Here is a 17,939-nt window from a genome sequence, read left to right on the forward strand (position 1 = left end):
ATTTAATGTCACAAAATGCTGCTACTTCATCAAGCTTTCTCAAGTGCTTGATTCAAATCCCAAATTAAATCATCAGCGTCCTCAACACCTATTGAAAGTCTTATCAAATCTGGAGTAACTCCAGCTGCTTTTTGCTCTTCCGCATTAAGCTCTGCATGTGTTGTACTTGAAGGATGTATTACAAGTGATTTTGCATCTGCGACATTGGCAAGAAGAGAGAATAATTTAACACTATTTATAAATTTCTTTCCTGCTTCAAGTCCACCCTTTATTCCAAATGTAAATATAGAACCTGCTCCTTTAGGCAAATATTTTTTAGCTAATTCTTTATATGGGCTATTGTCAAGTTCAGGATAATTAATCCATGCAACTTTTGGATGCTTGCTTAAAAATTCTACTACCTTTCTTGTATTTGCTACGTGTTTTTCAACTCTAAGTGATAGTGATTCTAATCCTTGAAGAAAATAGAATGCACTTTGAGGACTAAGTGTTGCTCCTGTGTTTCTAAGAAGCTGCACTCTTGCCTTTAATGCAAAAGCAGCTGCTCCTAAATCTGCATACACTAAACCATTATAGCTTTTATCTGGTGTTGTGAAATCAGGGAATTTTCCACTTGCTCTCCAATCAAATTTACCACCATCAACTATAACTCCTCCTATAGTTGTTCCATGTCCTCCAATGAATTTTGTTGCTGAATGAACTACAACATCTGCTCCAAATTCTATTGGTCTTATTAAATATGGTGTTCCAAAAGTATTGTCTATTATAAGCGGTATTTTATTTTCATGTGCTATTTTAGCTACAGCTTCTATATCAAGCACATTTATTCTTGGATTTCCTATTGTTTCTCCATATACTGCTTTTGTCTTATCTGTTATTGCTTTTCTTATGTTTTCTGGATCATCTGGATCTACAAAAACAACTTTTATTCCAAGTTTCTTTAGAGTAACACCAAATAGTTCATAAGTTCCACCGTATAATGTACTTGCTGCTACAATCTCGTCTCCTGAACTTGCTACATTTAAAATAGCATATGTTATTGCTGCAAGCCCTGATGCTGTTGCAAGACCAGCTACTCCACCTTCAAGCGCAGCTATTCTTTGCTCAAATACATCTGTTGTTGGATTCATTATTCTTGAGTAAACATTTCCTGGTTCTTTTAACTGAAATAAATTTGCTGCATGATCTGCATTCTTAAATACATATGATGTTGTCTGATAGATTGGGACTGCTCTTGATCCTGTTGTTGGATCTGGCACCTGACCTGCATGTACCTGTAATGTTTCAAAACCAAATTTTCTTTCTTCACTCATCTTTCATTTCTCCTTTTACTATTAATTTTGACATTTTTTAATTTTTCAAAAATTCAAATTAATATTCACGCATCTTTCACTTATTCCTTAAACTTAATCTACTTGTGTTTAAGAAACTCAATCTTAAACTGATTTTAATATAATAAAAAATCCCCTTCTGCTATGAAGAGGATTAATTTACTATATACCATTAGCCTAAATTATCCTCTTATCTCTCAAAATTTAATTTGCAGGAATTAACACCATACATTCAAATGAAAAATGCTGGTTGTTGGGTTTCATAGGGCCAGTCCCTCCACCTCTCTCGATAAGATGCTAAATATTTATTCGATTTTATTTCCTATTATTCAGATAGGAATTATTAACTTGCTTATGTTTAAATTATATCATGTTTTAAAACCATGTCAATATATTTTTATAAAATATATTTATTATTTTGCATCATTTATACCAAAAGTGTTCTGAACAACTCCATCCAAAAGACTATAAATTGACTTACCCATTTTTTCTTCAAAGTACTTTTTATTCTCGAAAGTCCTTTTCCACTTATTAATAGTATTCTCATGTATCCCATGTCTTAATGCAACATCAATCATCCTTTTTTCAATCAAGCAAAAACCGCTTGGCAGTGCAAGTGCATCACATAATTGAATTAACCTATCATAATTAGTATATTCCGCAGTTTCAATAAATTTTTTCACAAATTCATACTCTTCCTTGCTGCAGTCCCATTTTCCCAAAGCTTCTCTAATATCCTGACAATCAAAAAAATGAGTCAAACAAATTTTTGCAATTGCTTCAGCTGCTTTTCCAGCATATAGAGAATGCTTAACCCATTGTCCAGGATTCATTTTTTCTGCTTCCTCAAGTATCTTCCTTGCAGTGTCTAAAGATGGTACTTCCCCTGATTTACTTAACATACCTATCAACTCCCCAATTATTAATTACAAAATTTATCCATAACCACATTACAGTATAAGCCACTTTTCAACGCCAGTTCATAGTGAATATTCAATTATTTTATCTAACAAAACACTGTATTTCATTCCTGCTAGTGCTGCACTTTTAGGAAACAGCGAATTTGTTGTCATTCCTGGAAGTGTGTTTAGCTCTAATACATACGGTATTTCATTATTTACTATTATATCAACTCTAACATATGCGCTGCAATCAAATATTTCCCAACATTGTCTAGAAACCTCTTTTATTTTACTTTCTAATTCATTTGAAAGCTTAGCTAATGTTTCTTCGGATTTTCCTTCTGTGTACTTGCACTTATAATCAAAGAACTTTCCTTTTGACTTAATTGATAATATAGGTAAAACCTCTCCATTTAGCATACAAACTGTATATTCATCTCCAGCTATATATTTTTCAACTATAACTTCATCATCATATTTAAAAGCTTCCTTTATATTTTGCTCTAGCTCTTGTTTATTTGAAGCCATTGATATACCTATACTTGATCCTCCATTATTAGGCTTTACAAACATAGGATAGTTAAGTGCTTCAAACCTTTCAAAATTTACTTTTTTATTTTTATAAATCACATAAAAAGGCGCCGTATTAATATTTTCCGCCTTCAATATCCTTTTAGTTTGCTTTTTATTCATGCATATAGCACTGGTAAGCATATCGCATCCAGAATATGGCATAGGAATACTATTAAGTATAGCCTGTATAGTCCCATCTTCTCCAAAAACACCGTGAAATGCCAATATCACAAAATCCATGCCTTTTACTTTTTGAATTACCTCATGCTTTGAGTTTATTATAATTGGATAAACTTCATATTTATTTTTATCAAGATTTTTAACAATTTCCTTTCCCGAAAGAATGGATATTTCTCTTTCTGATGATATTCCTCCCATAAGCACACCTATTTTCATATATCACAACTCCTTAATGCTCTATTATAAATAAACAACTTTAAACTAAAAATTGTAAGCTGCAAGTTTATCCTTACAAATTAGAATTTAGCTCAATGCACAATTCACAGTTCACAATGCACAATGAAGGTAGATTTACCTTTCGTTACTCTCAGGTAAATCTTAGAACTTAATAGTGTCAGCTGCGCTGGATTAAGCAAGTTAATATTGATAATTTAGTTCATACAGATTGGATTATCAATTAAAAAATGGTGTTAAAGCTAGGATTTGTATTAATTGAACAAGCATCAATTATTAATAAAACTTATAAAAAATGTATGGGAGGAAATAAAATATGAAGCTTATTGTAGATTTTGCCAATTTACATCAAATTAAGGAGATGTATTCATATTATCCTGTAGATGGAGTGACTACTAATCCGTCTATTTTAGCAAAGGAAGGAAAGAATCCTTATGAGGTATTAAAAGCTATTAGAGAGTTTATAGGTTCAAATTCAGAATTGCATGTTCAGGTTGTTTCTTTAGATGCTGAAGCAATAGTTAAGGAAGCACATAAAATTCGAGAAGAATTAGGAGCTAGCACTTATGTAAAAGTTCCAGTAACAAGAGAAGGATTAAAAGCAATAAAAATTCTTGCAAAAGAAGGCGTTAATATTACAGCAACAGCTATTTATACTCAGATGCAGGCTTATTTAGCTGGAAAAGCTGGTGCCCTTTATGCAGCTCCATATGTAAATAGAATTGATAACCTTGGGGCTGATGGTGTAAAGGTTGCTAAAGAAATTCATGATATATTTAAAAAGAATGAACTAAAGACAGAAGTTCTTGCAGCAAGTTTTAAAAATTCACAGCAAGTGTTGGAACTTGCAAAATATGGTGTTGGTGCAGCTACAATTGCTCCAGATGTAATTGAAGGACTAATTAAATTAGATGCAGTTACATGTGCCGTAGAAGCATTTACTAAAGATTTTGAAAAGCTATGTGGTAAAGGCAAGACAATGATAAATTGCTAAATTAAAATAATTAATTTGAAAAGAGGCTCCTTAAATAAAATAGAGCCTTTTTTGTTGTACTGAAACAATTTATATTATTTCAGTATTGGTTTTTGATAGTAAATTAGTGATTTCTTTGTCAGGAGCAGCTTCAGTGATTATAAAGCTTATGTCATGTAATGTTGCAAATTTATATGTCCCATCAATATAAAACTTGTTATTTTCCATTACTAAATATGTTTTTTGCTGTTGTTAATTATAGATTTTTTGTGTTTCCATCCTCTCCATCAAAAGTTGTAACGCTTTTATCAAATATATTGACACCGCAGCTTCCTATAAAGCATTTTGTTGGCTTATAATTGGATATGCTTTCAATGGCCATTGAACCAGTAAAACCATCTAGATCCTTACTTAATTCTCCACCAGTACATACGACTTTTATATTATTATCAGAATTGTTTAAAATAGAAACTATATCTAGCATATTGGTTACGACAGTTAATTTTTTCTGGCTTTTTGAGAGTTCTTCAGCTAAAAGTATATTTGTTGTAGAGATATCTAAAAATATAGTTTCGTTTTCTTCTATAAGCCTAAAAGCCTTTTGGGCTATAACGGTTTTAAATTCAATATTAGTATTTTTTCTTGATTGAATATTTTGCTTAGGAGCAGATGTTCTAATCAAAACAGCACCACCATAAGTACGTTCTAGCAATTTTTGATTTTCTAAGTTTTTTAAATCTTTTCGTATGCAGTCTTCAGTAACATTAAATCTAGTGCTTAAATCTTTAACAATAACTTTTCCTTCTTTATGTAAAATGTTTAATATTTCATTATGCCTTTCCTGTGCAAACAAAGTTTACTACCCCCATTTGATTATATTTTTTACTTGGCAATATCAATAAAGAAATTATAACAAAACAAAGAGATATAATAAAGTGTCAAAAATAAAAAACAATAAAGACACATAAGTAATATTAAAATTTAAATAGGAAACAATAATATTTAAGTTAAAAAGCATTTGACATTATATTAGGTTTTCCACATTGTTGTGGAAATAAAATTGAATATTGAGGTATAGAATATTATGCCTAGGCATGTTAATATAATATTGCAACAAACAATAATAAACAATAAAAAATGCGCCGGAGCATATAACAATTTAGTAAAATTCAAGACGAATAAATTTATTAATTTATTTTTAAGAAAGCAATTGCATTTTATGAAAGGAGAGTTAGCAGTGGATAATTTAATAACGAAGGAACTTATTATACTAGATATGGAGGCTTCCTCTAAAGAAGAAGTAATAAAAAATTTATCAAAGGTTATAGAAGCACAGTATAAACTTATTGATTACGATGGATATGTTAAGCAGGTATTTGAAAGGGAAAAAACTTTTCCAACATCAATAGGTTTTGATGTGGCTATACCGCATGGAAAATGTGATTCAGTAAGGTGCGCAGCATTAGCTTTTGCAAGATTAAAAAATGAAGTTCAGTGGAGTGAAGAAGAAAAAGCAAAATACGTTTTTTTAATTGCAGTACCAGAAAAAGAAGCAGGAAATACTCATTTGCAAATTCTAGCTCAACTTTCTAGAAAGATTATGAGGGAAGAGTTTAGAGAAAAATTACAGGAAGCTTCTAAAATTGAAGAGATATTAGAAGTATTAAGTAGTTAAGATATTAAATCAAATAAATGGAGGGGAAAGAAAATGAGCGATTTAAAAGCGTTATTAAAAGATAGTAGACAGCATTTAATGACGGGTGTTTCATACATGATTCCTTTTGTTGTAGCAGGAGGAGTTTTATTAGCACTTTCAGTTTTGTTATATGGATCAGCAGCAGTTCCACCTAAAGGAACAGCACTAAATGATCTGTTCAATATAGGTGCAGCTGGACTTGGACTTATGGTACCAATATTAGCAGGCTATATAGCATTTTCAATGGCAGATAGACCAGGTATAGCACCGGGAGCTATAGGAGGCTACCTAGCAAGCCAAATAGGAGCAGGTTTCTTGGGAGGAATTATAGCAGGATTACTTGCTGGAATAGTTGTTTATTGCTTAAAGAAAATAAAAGTACCATCAATAATGCGTTCAGTAATGCCAATATTTGTGATTCCACTAATAGGAACGCTTATAGTTGGAGGACTAATGGTTTGGGTTATAGGAACTCCAGTAGCAGAAATAATGACCGGAATGAAAGCATGGCTAAATAGTTTGGGAACAGGTAACTTAGTATTATTAGGAGTTATATTAGGAGCAATGATAGGCTTTGATATGGGAGGACCAATAAATAAAGTAGCATATGGATTTGGAGCAGCAATGGTAGGAACAATAGATAAAACAACAGGAATGGCAAGTCCAATATCATTAAAGATAATGGCAGCAATAGGAGTAGCAATATGTGTTCCACCAATAGGCTTGGGGATAGCAACATTGTTAGCGCCAAAAAAATATACAACAGAAGAAAAAGAAGCAGGAAAAGCAGGAATATTGATGGGGTTAATAGGAATAACAGAAGGAGCAATACCATTTGCAGCAGCAGATCCAATAAAAGTTATACCATCAATAGTGGCAGGATCAGCAAGTGGAGCAGTAACAGCAATGTTATTAGGGGCAAAAAATCCTGCACCATGGGGTGGATGGATAGTATTGCCAGTAGCTACAGGAAAAATTGGTTATGTTATAGCAACTATAGTAGGTGTTGCGGTAACAGCAGTATTAGTAAATGTCTTAAAGAAACCGATTACAGAAAAATCCAATAATAGTGATGATAATCATGATAGCGATGAAATTGAATTGGATTTTGAATAATATTTTTAATAAAGAGAAATTGTATTTTCAAGCAAATGTAATGCAATTAAGCGAAAAATGGAGAATATAAAATAAAAAAGGAGCTATTGATTTAATAAATTACTAAATCAACAGCTCCATATTTGATATAAGATTTATTTTTTATCGCTATAATTAATTTTATATAACAATCTTATATGCAATGGTCAATTAATATTGCAGTAAAAACAATCATCGAGTTTATTATAACAAACATGAATAATAAAAATCAATAGAAAACAATTGAAAACAATTTTAAATTACATTATAATATAGATAAAGATAATAAGTATAAATAAGTTGAAATTAGAAAGGGGCATTATAATATGAATAAATTAAAATTAACTGATAGAGTATTATTGTTAAAGAAAAAAATGCTGTCAGAGCCAAGGTATGCTTCTATAGAACAAGCAATGATTATTACAAATACGTATAAAGAAAATGAAGATAAGCCGCGTATTGTTAAGAGGGCTTTAGCATTAAAAAATTCTATGGAAAATTAAAAATTAATATAGAACCAGAAGAATTAATTGTTGGAAATAGAACAGCTGGAGTAAGATATGGCATTGTTTTCCCGGAAAGTGGCAGCACATGGGTAGATAAAGAATTTGAAACTTTACCTAAAAGAGCTCAAGATAGATTTAATGTAAAAGAGGAAGATATCAAAACTTTTAGAGAAGTAATAAAACCTTATTGGAAAGGGAAATCATTAGAAGATATTTTACGTAAGAGATATGGAAAAGAATTTGATGAAATAGCTAAAGTAGTGAAGATAAACCAAAAGGATCATGCTCAAGGTCATATTTGCCCAAATTGTGAGGAATGGTTACAAAAGGGACCTACGAAAATTAAAGAAGAAGCTGAAAAACACTTAGAGGAAGCTGATGGAGAAACTAGAGATTTTTACAAAAGTGTTATTTTAGTTATGGAAGGTACTCAAAACTTTATGATGAGATACCATGATCTATTAGTTGAGCGTGCAAATAAGGAAGAGAATAAAGATAAAAAAGAAAATATGATAGTGGTAGCGCAAAATTGTAAAAGTATAAGTATTGCACCACCAAAAAGCTTTCATGAAGCAGTACAATCATTATGGTTCCTATTTGTTATTTTACACATGGAATCCAATGCATCTTCATTTTCACCAGGAAGAATGGACAAATATTTGTATCCTTTCTACAAAAAAGATATTGACCTTGGAAAATTAGATAATCAAAGAGCTTTAGAAATAATTGAATGTCTTTGGTTAAAGTTTAATGAAATTGTGTATATGAGAAATTGTAATAGTGCAAAATATTTTGCTGGATTTCCAATAGGATTTAATATCGCTATTGGAGGTCAAGATGAAAATGGAAATGATTATTCAAATGAAATATCATTTTTATGTTTAAAAGCTCAAGAACACTTAGGATTACCACAACCTAATTTATCTGTTCGTTTGCATAAGAAAGTAGAGGATAAAATACTAAAGGAGGCGATTCATGTTGTCTCAAAAGGAAGTGGAATGCCACAATTTTTCAACGATGAAGCTGTTATTCCTGCTATGCTTGAATTAGGTATCGAAGAAAAGGATGCAAGAGACTACGCTATTGTTGGTTGTGTAGAATTAACTACACAAGGAAATAATCTTGGCTGGAGTGATGCAGCAATGTTTAATTTAAATAAGGCATTAGAAGTTACTTTAACTGGAGGAAAGTGCCTTTTAACTGGTGAACAAATTGCTGAAAATTATGGAGATATAACAACTTACAATACTTTTGAAGAATTAGAAGAAGGATTTAGAAAGCATATAGATTATTTTATGGATAAAATGATTTTAGCCTGTGAAGAAGTTGAAAAAGCACACATTGAGTTATTACCAACGCCATTCTTGTCCTCTGTAATAGATAATTGCATGGAAAAAGGAATGGATGTAACAAATGGAGGAGCAAAATATAATTATTCTGGAATCCAAATGATTCAAATCGCAAATTTAGCTGATAGTTTAGCTGCTATTAAGAAATTAGTATTTGATGAAAAGAAAATTTCTAAAGAAGATTTATTATTAGCATTAAAAAATAATTTTGATGGATATGAAGTTATTAGGACTATGCTATTAAATAAAGTACCTAAGTATGGAAATGATGTCGATTGGGTAGATGAACTTGGAGTAAAATGGGCGGAATATTTTAAAAACAGATTATCTAAATTTATCAATTATCGTGGAGGTAAATATCATACAGGAATGTATACAGTTTCTGCACATGTTCCTATGGGAGAAAATGTTGGAGCATCTCCAGATGGTAGATTTGCAAAAGAGCCACTTGCTGATGGAGGTATGTCACCAGCATATGGGAGAGATATAAGCGGACCTACAGCAGTATTAAAATCAGTTTCTAAAATAGATAAAAGTTTAACAAGTAATGGCGGATTATTGAATATGAAATTCTTGCCTGAGTTTTTTAAGACAGAAGCCGGAATTGATAAGTTTGCAAAAATGTTAAGAAGTTTTGTTGATTTAGAAATACCACATGTTCAATTTAATGTTGTAAGAAAAGAAGACTTATTAGCTGCGAAGAAAAATCCAGAACAATATGGAGGATTAACAATAAGAGTTGCAGGTTATACCGCATATTTTGTTGAATTGGCCGATAAGCTTCAAAATGAAATTATAGCTAGAACAAGTTATGGAGATGTTTAATATGAATGGAACAATTTTTGATATAAGAAGATTTTCTACTCATGATGGAGAAGGAATAAGAACAACGGTATTTTTAAAAGGATGTCCATTGAATTGCATTTGGTGTCAAAATCCAGAAGGAATTTCTACTAAAAGACGTCCAATACACTTTAGAAATCGTTGTATTAAGTGTGGAATTTGTGTTAAACTAGCAAAAAATAATGGTGTTGTTTTTGAAGATGGAAATATAAAGTTAAATGTAGATAGGGAAGAAAATTGGAAGGAACTCATTGATAATTGTCCAAGCGGAGCTCTTATGATGGATTCACAAATTCAAACTGTAGATGAAGTGATTAAAGAAGTAATGAGAGATAAAGTGTTCTTTAAACATGGAGGCGGAGTTACTTTATCTGGTGGAGAGCCTCTAGTTCAATCAAAATTTGCAATAGAACTATTAAAGGAATTAAAAAAATTAAATGTTAATACAGCAATTGAAACTGCACTTAATATAGGTACCGAAGTTATAAAAGAAGTACTGCCGTATTTAGATATAATTTATGCGGACTTTAAAATTTTTGATGACAATGATCATAAAAAAATATGTTGGTGTTTCTAATATAAAGATAAAAAATAATATAAAATTTTTGCTGCAGTCTGAAAAGAAGCAAAATGTGATTATACGTACACCTATGATACCAGGATATACTACATCAGAAAAAAATATAGCAGAAATTAGCCGGTACATTTCAGGCATATATGCTGATGTGTCATATGAAATATTAAATTATAATCCATTGGCAGAAGCAAAATATCCTCTTGTAGATAAAGAATACTGTTTTAAAGAGAGGCATCAGCTATATTCTAAAGAAGAAATGAAGCGATTTGGAAGTGTTGCTAAAAATAATGGAATTAAGAATCTAATTATAGAATCCTGATCAGAAATATTAAAAAATAAATAGAGGAATTGCAATTAGTTCTGGTAATAAAGCTATAGGAGGATTAATGTCAGAAAACGATTATTTGAATTTAAGATATTTTCATATATAAACATTTAGGCTTAAAGATGCAGCAGACAGTTTTATGTAGATGCAAAACTGTCTACTGCATCTTTTTTATATAATTTCGATTATTCAAAGAGAATTTGAAAAATATAGTGTTAAAAAGTGAATTATAATGCTATTTGCAACTGTCACCTAAGTAAGAGTAATATTTAATAGACCAAGCTTCAATTTCTTTAATGGCTTTAGTGAGATCTTTACCTTTATCCGTAAGAAAATATTCAACTTTAGGTGGGACTTCAGGATAGATTATTTTATCTACTAATCCGTCATTTTCTAATTCTTTAAGTTTTTCGTTTAATACTTTTTGGCTTATTCCTTCGGTCATTCTTTGAAGCTCTAAAAATCGTTTTGGTCCGTTGTATAAATGGCATAATAATACACCCTTCCATTTACCCCTTATAAAATCCATTGCAAAGTCTAATAAGCATACATAACTTTTACCATTATAATTTACCATTTTGTTACCTGCTTTCAATATTTTATAACTAGTATAAACTAACTTATTTAATAATAGCAAATTAAATATTTAAAATAAATAAAGTGAGTACAATTCAGTTATTACAATAATTCCTACTTATAGGTAAGTTATCTAACAAAAAAGTGCGTACTTGTCACTGAAATTATTGAGCCCTATAATAGCCTTATCATTTAAAGATTATATGGAGGTATATGTATGAAAGTAGTCGCTTTTAATGGAAGTCCTAAAAAGAATGGAAACACATATCATGCAATAAAAGCTGTAGCAGAAGAATTAGAGAAGGAGAATATAGAAGTAGAAATTATTCATGTTGGTAATAAGATAATACGTGGATGTTTAGACTGTGGTGGGTGCAGCAGAAATATGAATGAAAGATGTGCTATTCAAAATGATGAGGTTAATGATTGGATTCAAAAAATGAAAGAAGCCGATGGTATTATTTTAGGTTCTCCTGTACATTTTTCAGCTATAGCAGGAACAATGAAGTCATTTTTGGATCGTGCATTTTTAGTTACATCAGTAAATAATGGTATGCTTAGGCATAAAGTAGGAGCAAGCGTTATTGCTGTAAGAAGATCTGGTGGCGTTCCGGTATTTAATCAGTTAAACAACTATATAAGCTATTCAGAGATGATAATGCCAACATCAAATTATTGGAATGTGATTCACGGTACAAAACCAGGAGAAGCAGTACAAGATGAAGAAGGAATGCAAATCATGAGAGTTTTGGGTAAAAATATGGCATGGTTATTAAAACTTGCTGATTCAGGAAAAGGCGAGGTAGAAGAAAATAAAATGGAAAATAAAATATTTACAAATTTTATAAGATAAGCCTTGAGAATATCTATTAAAAAATGTAAAATTCCAATTTGATTTTCAGTGAGGAAATGTTAAAAAGGTTAAAGCTGGAGAAACAGAATTATTTAAAGCAGTTCTAAAGTAGAAAATTTAAGTTTTATTTATTGTTATGAATCCAATTAAAAACAACAAAAGTTATGGGGCGGATGGAGCAGTTCTTGATTGAACTAAAAATTATTTTTTATTTAGAATTAATCCATATATTTTTTGCCTCAACTACATAATTGTGCTAATTTTTTTAATTCTTGAACTAGTACCTTATGGTTTATATTAGGAATAGTCTTTTTTAGCTTACCATATCGTATAGGATTACTATTTAATATGTGCCATAATATTATAGCTCTCCATTTGCTTCCAATTACAGTCATAGTAAAGACTAAAGAGCAATTAAAATCTTTTTGCATTTCTTTCTGATTTGGAAATTTTTCAGTCATATCTTTTATCCTTCTTTCCAAATGGTCCTTTAGGTGCATATCTTGTACATCATAGTCTTGTTTATCACAACAATTCTTTGCTTAAATTTAAGGCTAAGCAGGGGAAAGCTATAAAAAGGGCAGGTATTATTGAAGTTGAGGTAAAAATAGAAGATAAAGAGCCGGTAGAAGTTAAAGTCTTTGGAAATGCGGATAATAGTGTTTAAATCCAAATTAGTGTTGAATGATTAAATAAAATAATATATGACGCAGTGTTGTCATGTTATATATCCTAAACTCTTCACTTTTTGCTTTTTTACTACAACGCAATCTTCTAAGGTAATATTATTTTTATATTTTTCTAAAAGGTCTAGTCTGTGGCTTAAAATTGTTTGTAGGTTTTTATTGTTTAAGGCTAAGGTCTAAAATTAATAAGAAGCTTGGTGTAAGTGATAATGTTAAAATAAAGCCCTGAAGCTTATAAAAATGGACATGTAAAAGTATTTTGACATTGAAAAAACATCATGTAAAAAAGGTTTGATAGACGAATTTTCTTAAATGTGAGAATATGTTTATGGAAGGAGTATTGTTATGGAAATTGGAAATAAATTAAAAAGAGCACGAATAGATTCTGAATTAACTCAAGAAAAGGTGGCAGAGAAAATATAGGTATCTAGGCAGACAATATCAAATTGGAAAAATGAAAAATGAAAAATGCTATCCAGATATTATAAGTGTAATCAGATTGAGTGATATCTATGGCATTAGTTTAGATGAATTGCTGAAAGGAGATTCGAACATGATGAAACATTTGGAGGAAAGCACCGATATTGTAAATAGCAATAAAAGGTTGTTGATGGCTATTGGGTTTAATGGATTATTACTATATTTGTTGGTAGAAGGAAATATTCATCTTCTATGAGCAAAAATGATAAACTTGTAATGGAATCAAGAAAAAAGAAAGCGGAAGTTTCTTTAATTTTTCTAGCATTATCAACAATCGCTTTATTTACAATTTGTATTTTAAAATTTTAGTAGCATTAATTTTTATCGGGGGCATAATTATGAGTTTTAATTCAGTGGATCCGTTAATCAGATATAAAGATGTTCAATTTAAAGCTAACAAAGCTGGTGAAAAATTAACTTTTAGACAAGAGTATGCATACAAGCGAAAGAATGTACATGTACAAGTTAGCTTGTTGGGTGCTCACTATGAAATGGGACTGCAGTATGGCAATAGGTGATGGACATATCTGGAGTGATGGAAATAGTGGAACAGGCTGTATTATTGAAGCTGCACCTAATGAAAAAGCTCCTACCAAGCTATTGAAATGAATGGTAACATTCAGTCGCACATTAACAAGTACATAGATACTGAATATATAAGCCCAAAGGCACAGCTGCTTTACCTTTATAAGATGTGCTATAGTAAAATGAATAACAAAATTGAAGCAAAGAAATATGAAAAGAAGTTTTTATTATTGGTTGCTGATAAGAAAACACAAGACAAAATTGTGAAGAGTTTAAAAGTTCTTTTTTTATAACTATTTTGCTGAATATAATCCATAGAAGTTAAAGGAGCTAGAGCACTAAAAGTAGCGTTCTAGCTCCTTTGTTATTCTAGAATTAGTTAAGACCCTTCCATTCCCAGTTAGCGATTTCTGGTAAATCAACACCGTTTTCGTGTACATATTTAGTGTGCATATCTAATTTTTCATTCATTTCTTGGATGATATGAGCACCTTTGTTACCTAACTGTGGTAAATGATAAATTGCATCTTTTACAAGACTGAAACGATCTAACTGATTTAATACACGCATATCAAAGCCAGTTGTGATTTCACCTTTATCTCTGTAGCCATGGACAGAAACATTGTGGTTAGCACGTTTGAAGAATAAAGTATCTACTAAGTTTTCATAGCCATGGAATCCAAAGATAATTGGCTTATCTGTAGTAAATATCATATTGAATTCTTCATCAGAGATACCATGCTCATAGCTTTCTGGAGATTGTAATTTTAATAAGTCAACTATGTTTACAAATCTGATTTTAAGTTCAGGTAAATACTCATGTAACAATTGTACAGCAGCCAAGCCTTCAAGTGTTGGAGTATCTCCAGCCATTGTAAATACTATGTCTGTTTCTCCGTTTTTGTCTGTACTTGCCCAATCAACAATTCCTAAACCATTGTTAACTAAGTATTCAGCTTCATCCATAGTAAACCATTGTTGTCTTGGATGTTTTGATGCTGTTAATAAGTTTACTTGTCCTACACTTCTCAAGCATTTATCGAAGGTTACAAGTAAAGTATTTGCATCTGGTGGTAAATATTCATGAATTAAGCCGGAATTTTTATCAGCTAAATGTCCAAGCATACCTGGATCTTGGTGAGTATAACCATTATGATCCTGTTGCCAGATGTGTGAAGTCATGATTAAGTTCAAAGAAGAAATTTTATCTCTCCAAGGAATATCTTCACATTGGTTCAACCATTTAAAGTGTTGTGTAACCATTGAATCTACAACACGTAGGAATGATTCATAACTATGAATGAAACCATGACGGCCAGTTAATAGGTAAGCTTCTAAAGCACCTTCTGCTATATGTTCACTAAGCATTGAATCTAATACACGTCCATCTGGAGCTAGCCATTCATCATAAGGTTCATTGATTTTTCCTACCCACTGACGGTTTGTTTCTTCAAACATAGCATATAGACGGTTTGAAGCAGCTTCATCTGGGCTGAAAACACGGAAATTACGTTCTTTTTTATTTAATTTCATAACGTCACGTACATATTTACCTAAGACAAGCATATCCTGTGCAACGCTTTTACCCTTAACTTCATTATTGATGGCATAATCATGATAATCTGGTAAACGTAAAGCTTTCATGATTTTTCCACCATTTGTTGAAGGGTTAGAAGACATACGTTTATCACCCTTAGGAATAATCTCTGCAATTTCATCTATTAATTTACCATCTTCAGTAAATAATTCTTCTGGACGATAGCTCTTCATCCATTTTGTGAATTCATCTGCAAGTTCCATATGCTTGCTATCAAAAGGAATTGGAACCTGATGAGCACGGAAGGAGCTTTCAATTGGTTTGCCATCTAATTCCTTTGGACCTGTCCATCCTTTAGGGGTTCTGTCAAGGATAACTGGCCATTTAGGTCTGGACATATCATTTGCTTCAGCAGCTCTTCTCTTAATCCTTTGGATTTTTTCAATAGCTTCGTCCATTTTTTCAGCCATTAAGCGATGCATTACTTTAGGGTCATCGCCTTCAACAAAGATTGGATCCCATCCTAAGCCTTCAAAGTATTTTTGTAATTCTTCATCAGTCATTCGAGCCATAATTGTAGGATTGCTGATTTTGAATCCATTTAAATAAAGTATTGGTAATATAACACCATCTGTAACAGGGTTTATAAATTTATTTACTTGCCAAGAAGTAGCTAAAGGTCCTGTTTCTGCTTCACCATCACCAACAATAACAGCAGCAATTAAATCAGGGTTATCGAGGACAGCTCCAAAGCCATGTACTATAGAATAACCTAATTCTCCACCTTCATGTATTGAACCAGGAGCTTCAGGGGTTGCATGTGAACCAACTCCGCCTGAAAATGAGAATTGCTTGTATAATTTTGACAAGCCTTTTATATCTTGAGAAATTTCAGGGTAAGTATCGCTATAGCTTCCGTCTAAATAAGAATTAGAAACCATAACTTGTCCGCCGTGGCCAGGACCAGAAATATATAACATATTCAAATCATATTTGTTAATAACACGGTTTAAATGTGCATAAATGAAGTTTTGTCCAGCAATTGTACCCCAATGACCAAAAACGGCATTTTTTACATGCTCAGGTTTTAGTGGTTCTCTTAGCAAAGGATTGCCCTTAAGATATAATTGTCCGACTGAAATATAATTGGCAGCTCTCCAATATGCGTCTACTTTTTTTAAATAACTTTCAGAAGAGTAATCAATGTTCGTCATTTTATAAGTCTCCTTTATATGTTTTTTTTCGCAAAGCAAATAAATTTGATTACTTCTCACTAAGCGAAATTATTGGTAAGTTAAATTGGCCAATGATAAACAGGCAGTTGTACGTACAAGTAACGACATACTATACCTTGAAAAATAGCAATTATCACTGACAAAATTATAAAATATATACACAGTGTGAGATTATTTTTCTCTATAAATAAAAAAATTATAAATCATTGTTTATTATTTAACAGTATTATAATAAGGCTTTTTTCGATATAATTCAAGATATTTTTGTCAAAAAAAATTTTTTGTGTTATAAAAAGAAAGATTTAGTATTTTGAAAAATTAAATGAGGTATTTTAATATAAATTATCATGAGCATATTGTCAATGATTTCACAAATATTAGAACTAGTAACAAACATGTTCGGTACAAGTTGACTAGTAAGCATATATTTTGTTAAAAAGTGTAAAATATATTAAATACTCAAAAGTACAGTTATTAAATTATTTTTATAAACTAAAAGACCCATGAAAATCTTGATAAATCTAAGACCGTTCTATGATATGCTTTTACGGTACTTCCCTTCGACTTTAAAACTCCTAAATTGTGTTTTACAAGTTCAATTGCAGTAACATCATAGCATTCATTGGCCAGTTCAACAGAGTATTTGCCAGTTCCTGAACCAACATCTAAGATTTTTGCACGCTTATTGTTTTCTAAACTCCCCATCCATTATTATATTAGAAGTTATTAGCTACAATTATTTTGTGTTCTAATAGACATTATATTATATAATTAATGTTTATTGCTGCCTTTGTTAAGATAGCAACAAAAACTAGTTATAAGGATGTTCGTTCAGCTTCTGAAATGCAAGGTAGAAAAGCCATTGAGCTAAAGCTTTTTACTGAAGACAAGAGCCTCTACTATTAGAGCTGCTTTGCAATTTTTTACTTGATTTTACTCTATAGTTACGAGATAAACATCATTTTGCCTATATCCTACACTGTATACCGTCAATTGATGGTTGCCTGGTTTTAAAGTGGACAAACATAACTGAACTTTTCCAGCAGGTAGGGATGGTAAGTCTCTCTTGTAATATACTTGGTTTGGGACATCCTTTTGCTCAGCACAGGTATAATTCCAAAACCTCAGTGAAAATGTGATTTTGGTGGACCTGGTTCTTCAAAAATATCAGAAAATACCCAGTATGACATTGAATTAACTAAATTCCCCCAGCATTTTATCTTTGACAATATGTATGCTGCTGAATGATATGAATCATGCACTTAGGCTGCGTATCGAATATGCATGCGTGCTGCTAAGAAAAAGTAAGCTAAAAATTTCCGATATAGCCTATGAAAGTGGTTGTGATGATAGCAATTACTTCATGAGACAATTTAAAAGGGTGATGAGTGTTTCCCCAAAAGAGTATTGATTAAATGAAATAT

At 31.4% G+C, this 17,939-nt stretch carries 17 protein-coding genes, 2 pseudogenes and 1 riboswitch; of the genes and pseudogenes, 11 read left to right on the forward strand and 8 right to left on the reverse strand.

The window, feature by feature from the left end; genetic code table 11:
- Positions 1-29 precede the first annotated feature (29 nt).
- From AGR56_RS15270 to AGR56_RS15280, 3 genes are all read right to left on the reverse strand, one after another.
- Positions 30-1,313: an O-acetylhomoserine aminocarboxypropyltransferase/cysteine synthase family protein gene (locus AGR56_RS15270; protein ID WP_053242941.1), complete on the reverse strand. Its 1,284-nt coding sequence runs from the start codon at positions 1,311-1,313 to the stop codon at positions 30-32.
- Positions 1,314-1,518: 205 nt separating this feature from the next.
- A riboswitch (SAM riboswitch) is annotated at positions 1,519-1,627 on the reverse strand.
- Between the two features lie 117 nt (positions 1,628-1,744).
- Positions 1,745-2,233, reverse strand: coding sequence for a hypothetical protein (locus tag AGR56_RS15275; RefSeq protein ID WP_053242942.1), 489 nt, complete (start codon positions 2,231-2,233; stop codon positions 1,745-1,747).
- A gap of 78 nt (positions 2,234-2,311) precedes the next feature.
- Positions 2,312-3,202 (reverse strand): D-alanine--D-alanine ligase, encoded by an 891-nt coding sequence (locus AGR56_RS15280; protein ID WP_053242943.1) that lies wholly within the window; start codon positions 3,200-3,202, stop codon positions 2,312-2,314.
- Between the two features lie 334 nt (positions 3,203-3,536).
- Here AGR56_RS15280 and AGR56_RS15285 point away from each other — a divergent pair, with 334 nt between their 5' ends.
- On the forward strand, positions 3,537-4,214 hold the full coding sequence (locus AGR56_RS15285) for a fructose-6-phosphate aldolase (protein WP_053242944.1): 678 nt from the start codon (positions 3,537-3,539) through the stop codon (positions 4,212-4,214).
- A gap of 235 nt (positions 4,215-4,449) precedes the next feature.
- Here the strand turns inward: AGR56_RS15285 and AGR56_RS15290 are convergent, their stop codons facing one another.
- On the reverse strand, positions 4,450-5,046 hold the full coding sequence (locus tag AGR56_RS15290) for a DeoR/GlpR family DNA-binding transcription regulator (protein ID WP_053242945.1): 597 nt from the start codon (positions 5,044-5,046) through the stop codon (positions 4,450-4,452).
- A gap of 384 nt (positions 5,047-5,430) precedes the next feature.
- On the opposite strand from AGR56_RS15290, the gene AGR56_RS15295 reads away from it, so the two are divergent.
- From AGR56_RS15295 to AGR56_RS23540, 6 genes are all read left to right on the forward strand, one after another.
- Positions 5,431-5,868: a fructose PTS transporter subunit IIA gene (locus AGR56_RS15295; RefSeq protein ID WP_053243356.1), complete on the forward strand. Its 438-nt coding sequence runs from the start codon at positions 5,431-5,433 to the stop codon at positions 5,866-5,868.
- A 33-nt stretch (positions 5,869-5,901) separates the two neighbouring features.
- The gene (locus AGR56_RS15300) at positions 5,902-7,005 is read left to right on the forward strand and encodes a PTS fructose transporter subunit EIIC (RefSeq protein WP_053242946.1); all 1,104 of its coding nucleotides are present in this window, start codon (positions 5,902-5,904) and stop codon (positions 7,003-7,005) included.
- Between the two features lie 344 nt (positions 7,006-7,349).
- Complete coding sequence (locus AGR56_RS23530) at positions 7,350-7,526, forward strand: hypothetical protein (protein ID WP_347460493.1); 177 nt, start codon at positions 7,350-7,352, stop codon at positions 7,524-7,526.
- A gap of 26 nt (positions 7,527-7,552) precedes the next feature.
- On the forward strand, positions 7,553-9,703 hold the full coding sequence (locus tag AGR56_RS15305; RefSeq protein ID WP_347460545.1) for a formate C-acetyltransferase/glycerol dehydratase family glycyl radical enzyme: 2,151 nt from the start codon (positions 7,553-7,555) through the stop codon (positions 9,701-9,703).
- A gap of 1 nt (position 9,704) precedes the next feature.
- Positions 9,705-10,298, forward strand: coding sequence for a glycyl-radical enzyme activating protein (locus AGR56_RS23535; RefSeq protein ID WP_347460494.1), 594 nt, complete (start codon positions 9,705-9,707; stop codon positions 10,296-10,298).
- Positions 10,299-10,326: 28 nt separating this feature from the next.
- Positions 10,327-10,617 (forward strand): hypothetical protein, encoded by a 291-nt coding sequence (locus AGR56_RS23540; RefSeq protein ID WP_347460495.1) that lies wholly within the window; start codon positions 10,327-10,329, stop codon positions 10,615-10,617.
- 241 nt (positions 10,618-10,858) lie between these two features.
- On the opposite strand, the gene AGR56_RS15315 is transcribed toward AGR56_RS23540, so the two are convergent.
- Positions 10,859-11,200, reverse strand: a complete 342-nt coding sequence (locus AGR56_RS15315) for a helix-turn-helix domain-containing protein (RefSeq protein ID WP_053242947.1) — start codon at positions 11,198-11,200, stop codon at positions 10,859-10,861.
- Between the two features lie 216 nt (positions 11,201-11,416).
- On the opposite strand from AGR56_RS15315, the gene AGR56_RS15320 reads away from it, so the two are divergent.
- Complete coding sequence (locus AGR56_RS15320) at positions 11,417-12,052, forward strand: flavodoxin family protein (protein WP_053242948.1); 636 nt, start codon at positions 11,417-11,419, stop codon at positions 12,050-12,052.
- Positions 12,053-12,291: 239 nt separating this feature from the next.
- On the opposite strand, the gene AGR56_RS19730 is transcribed toward AGR56_RS15320, so the two are convergent.
- A complete protein-coding gene (locus tag AGR56_RS19730; protein WP_157055782.1) occupies positions 12,292-12,513 on the reverse strand; it encodes a winged helix-turn-helix transcriptional regulator in 222 nt (73 codons plus the stop codon).
- Positions 12,514-12,533: 20 nt separating this feature from the next.
- Here AGR56_RS19730 and AGR56_RS19735 point away from each other — a divergent pair.
- The 3 genes and pseudogenes from AGR56_RS19735 to AGR56_RS15330 all read left to right on the forward strand — a co-directional run.
- A pseudogene (locus AGR56_RS19735) lies at positions 12,534-12,744 on the forward strand (PhzF family phenazine biosynthesis protein); the annotation flags it as partial.
- 547 nt (positions 12,745-13,291) lie between these two features.
- A complete protein-coding gene (locus AGR56_RS22980) occupies positions 13,292-13,414 on the forward strand; it encodes a hypothetical protein (RefSeq protein ID WP_278279657.1) in 123 nt (40 codons plus the stop codon).
- 142 nt (positions 13,415-13,556) lie between these two features.
- Positions 13,557-13,736, forward strand: coding sequence for a hypothetical protein (locus AGR56_RS15330; RefSeq protein ID WP_053242949.1), 180 nt, complete (start codon positions 13,557-13,559; stop codon positions 13,734-13,736).
- Between the two features lie 382 nt (positions 13,737-14,118).
- Here AGR56_RS15330 and AGR56_RS15340 read toward each other — a convergent pair whose 3' ends face one another.
- Together AGR56_RS15340 and AGR56_RS15345 are read right to left on the reverse strand one after the other, a co-directional pair.
- Positions 14,119-16,494 (reverse strand): phosphoketolase family protein, encoded by a 2,376-nt coding sequence (locus AGR56_RS15340; protein ID WP_053242951.1) that lies wholly within the window; start codon positions 16,492-16,494, stop codon positions 14,119-14,121.
- Positions 16,495-17,022: 528 nt separating this feature from the next.
- Positions 17,023-17,211 (reverse strand): annotated as a pseudogene (locus AGR56_RS15345) (methyltransferase domain-containing protein); the annotation flags it as partial.
- Between the last annotated feature and the right edge of the window lie 728 nt (positions 17,212-17,939).

It is taken from the genome of Clostridium sp. DMHC 10, from assembly GCF_001270375.1.
In the GTDB taxonomy this organism is placed as follows: Bacteria; Bacillota; Clostridia; order Clostridiales; family Clostridiaceae; genus Clostridium_S; species Clostridium_S guangxiense.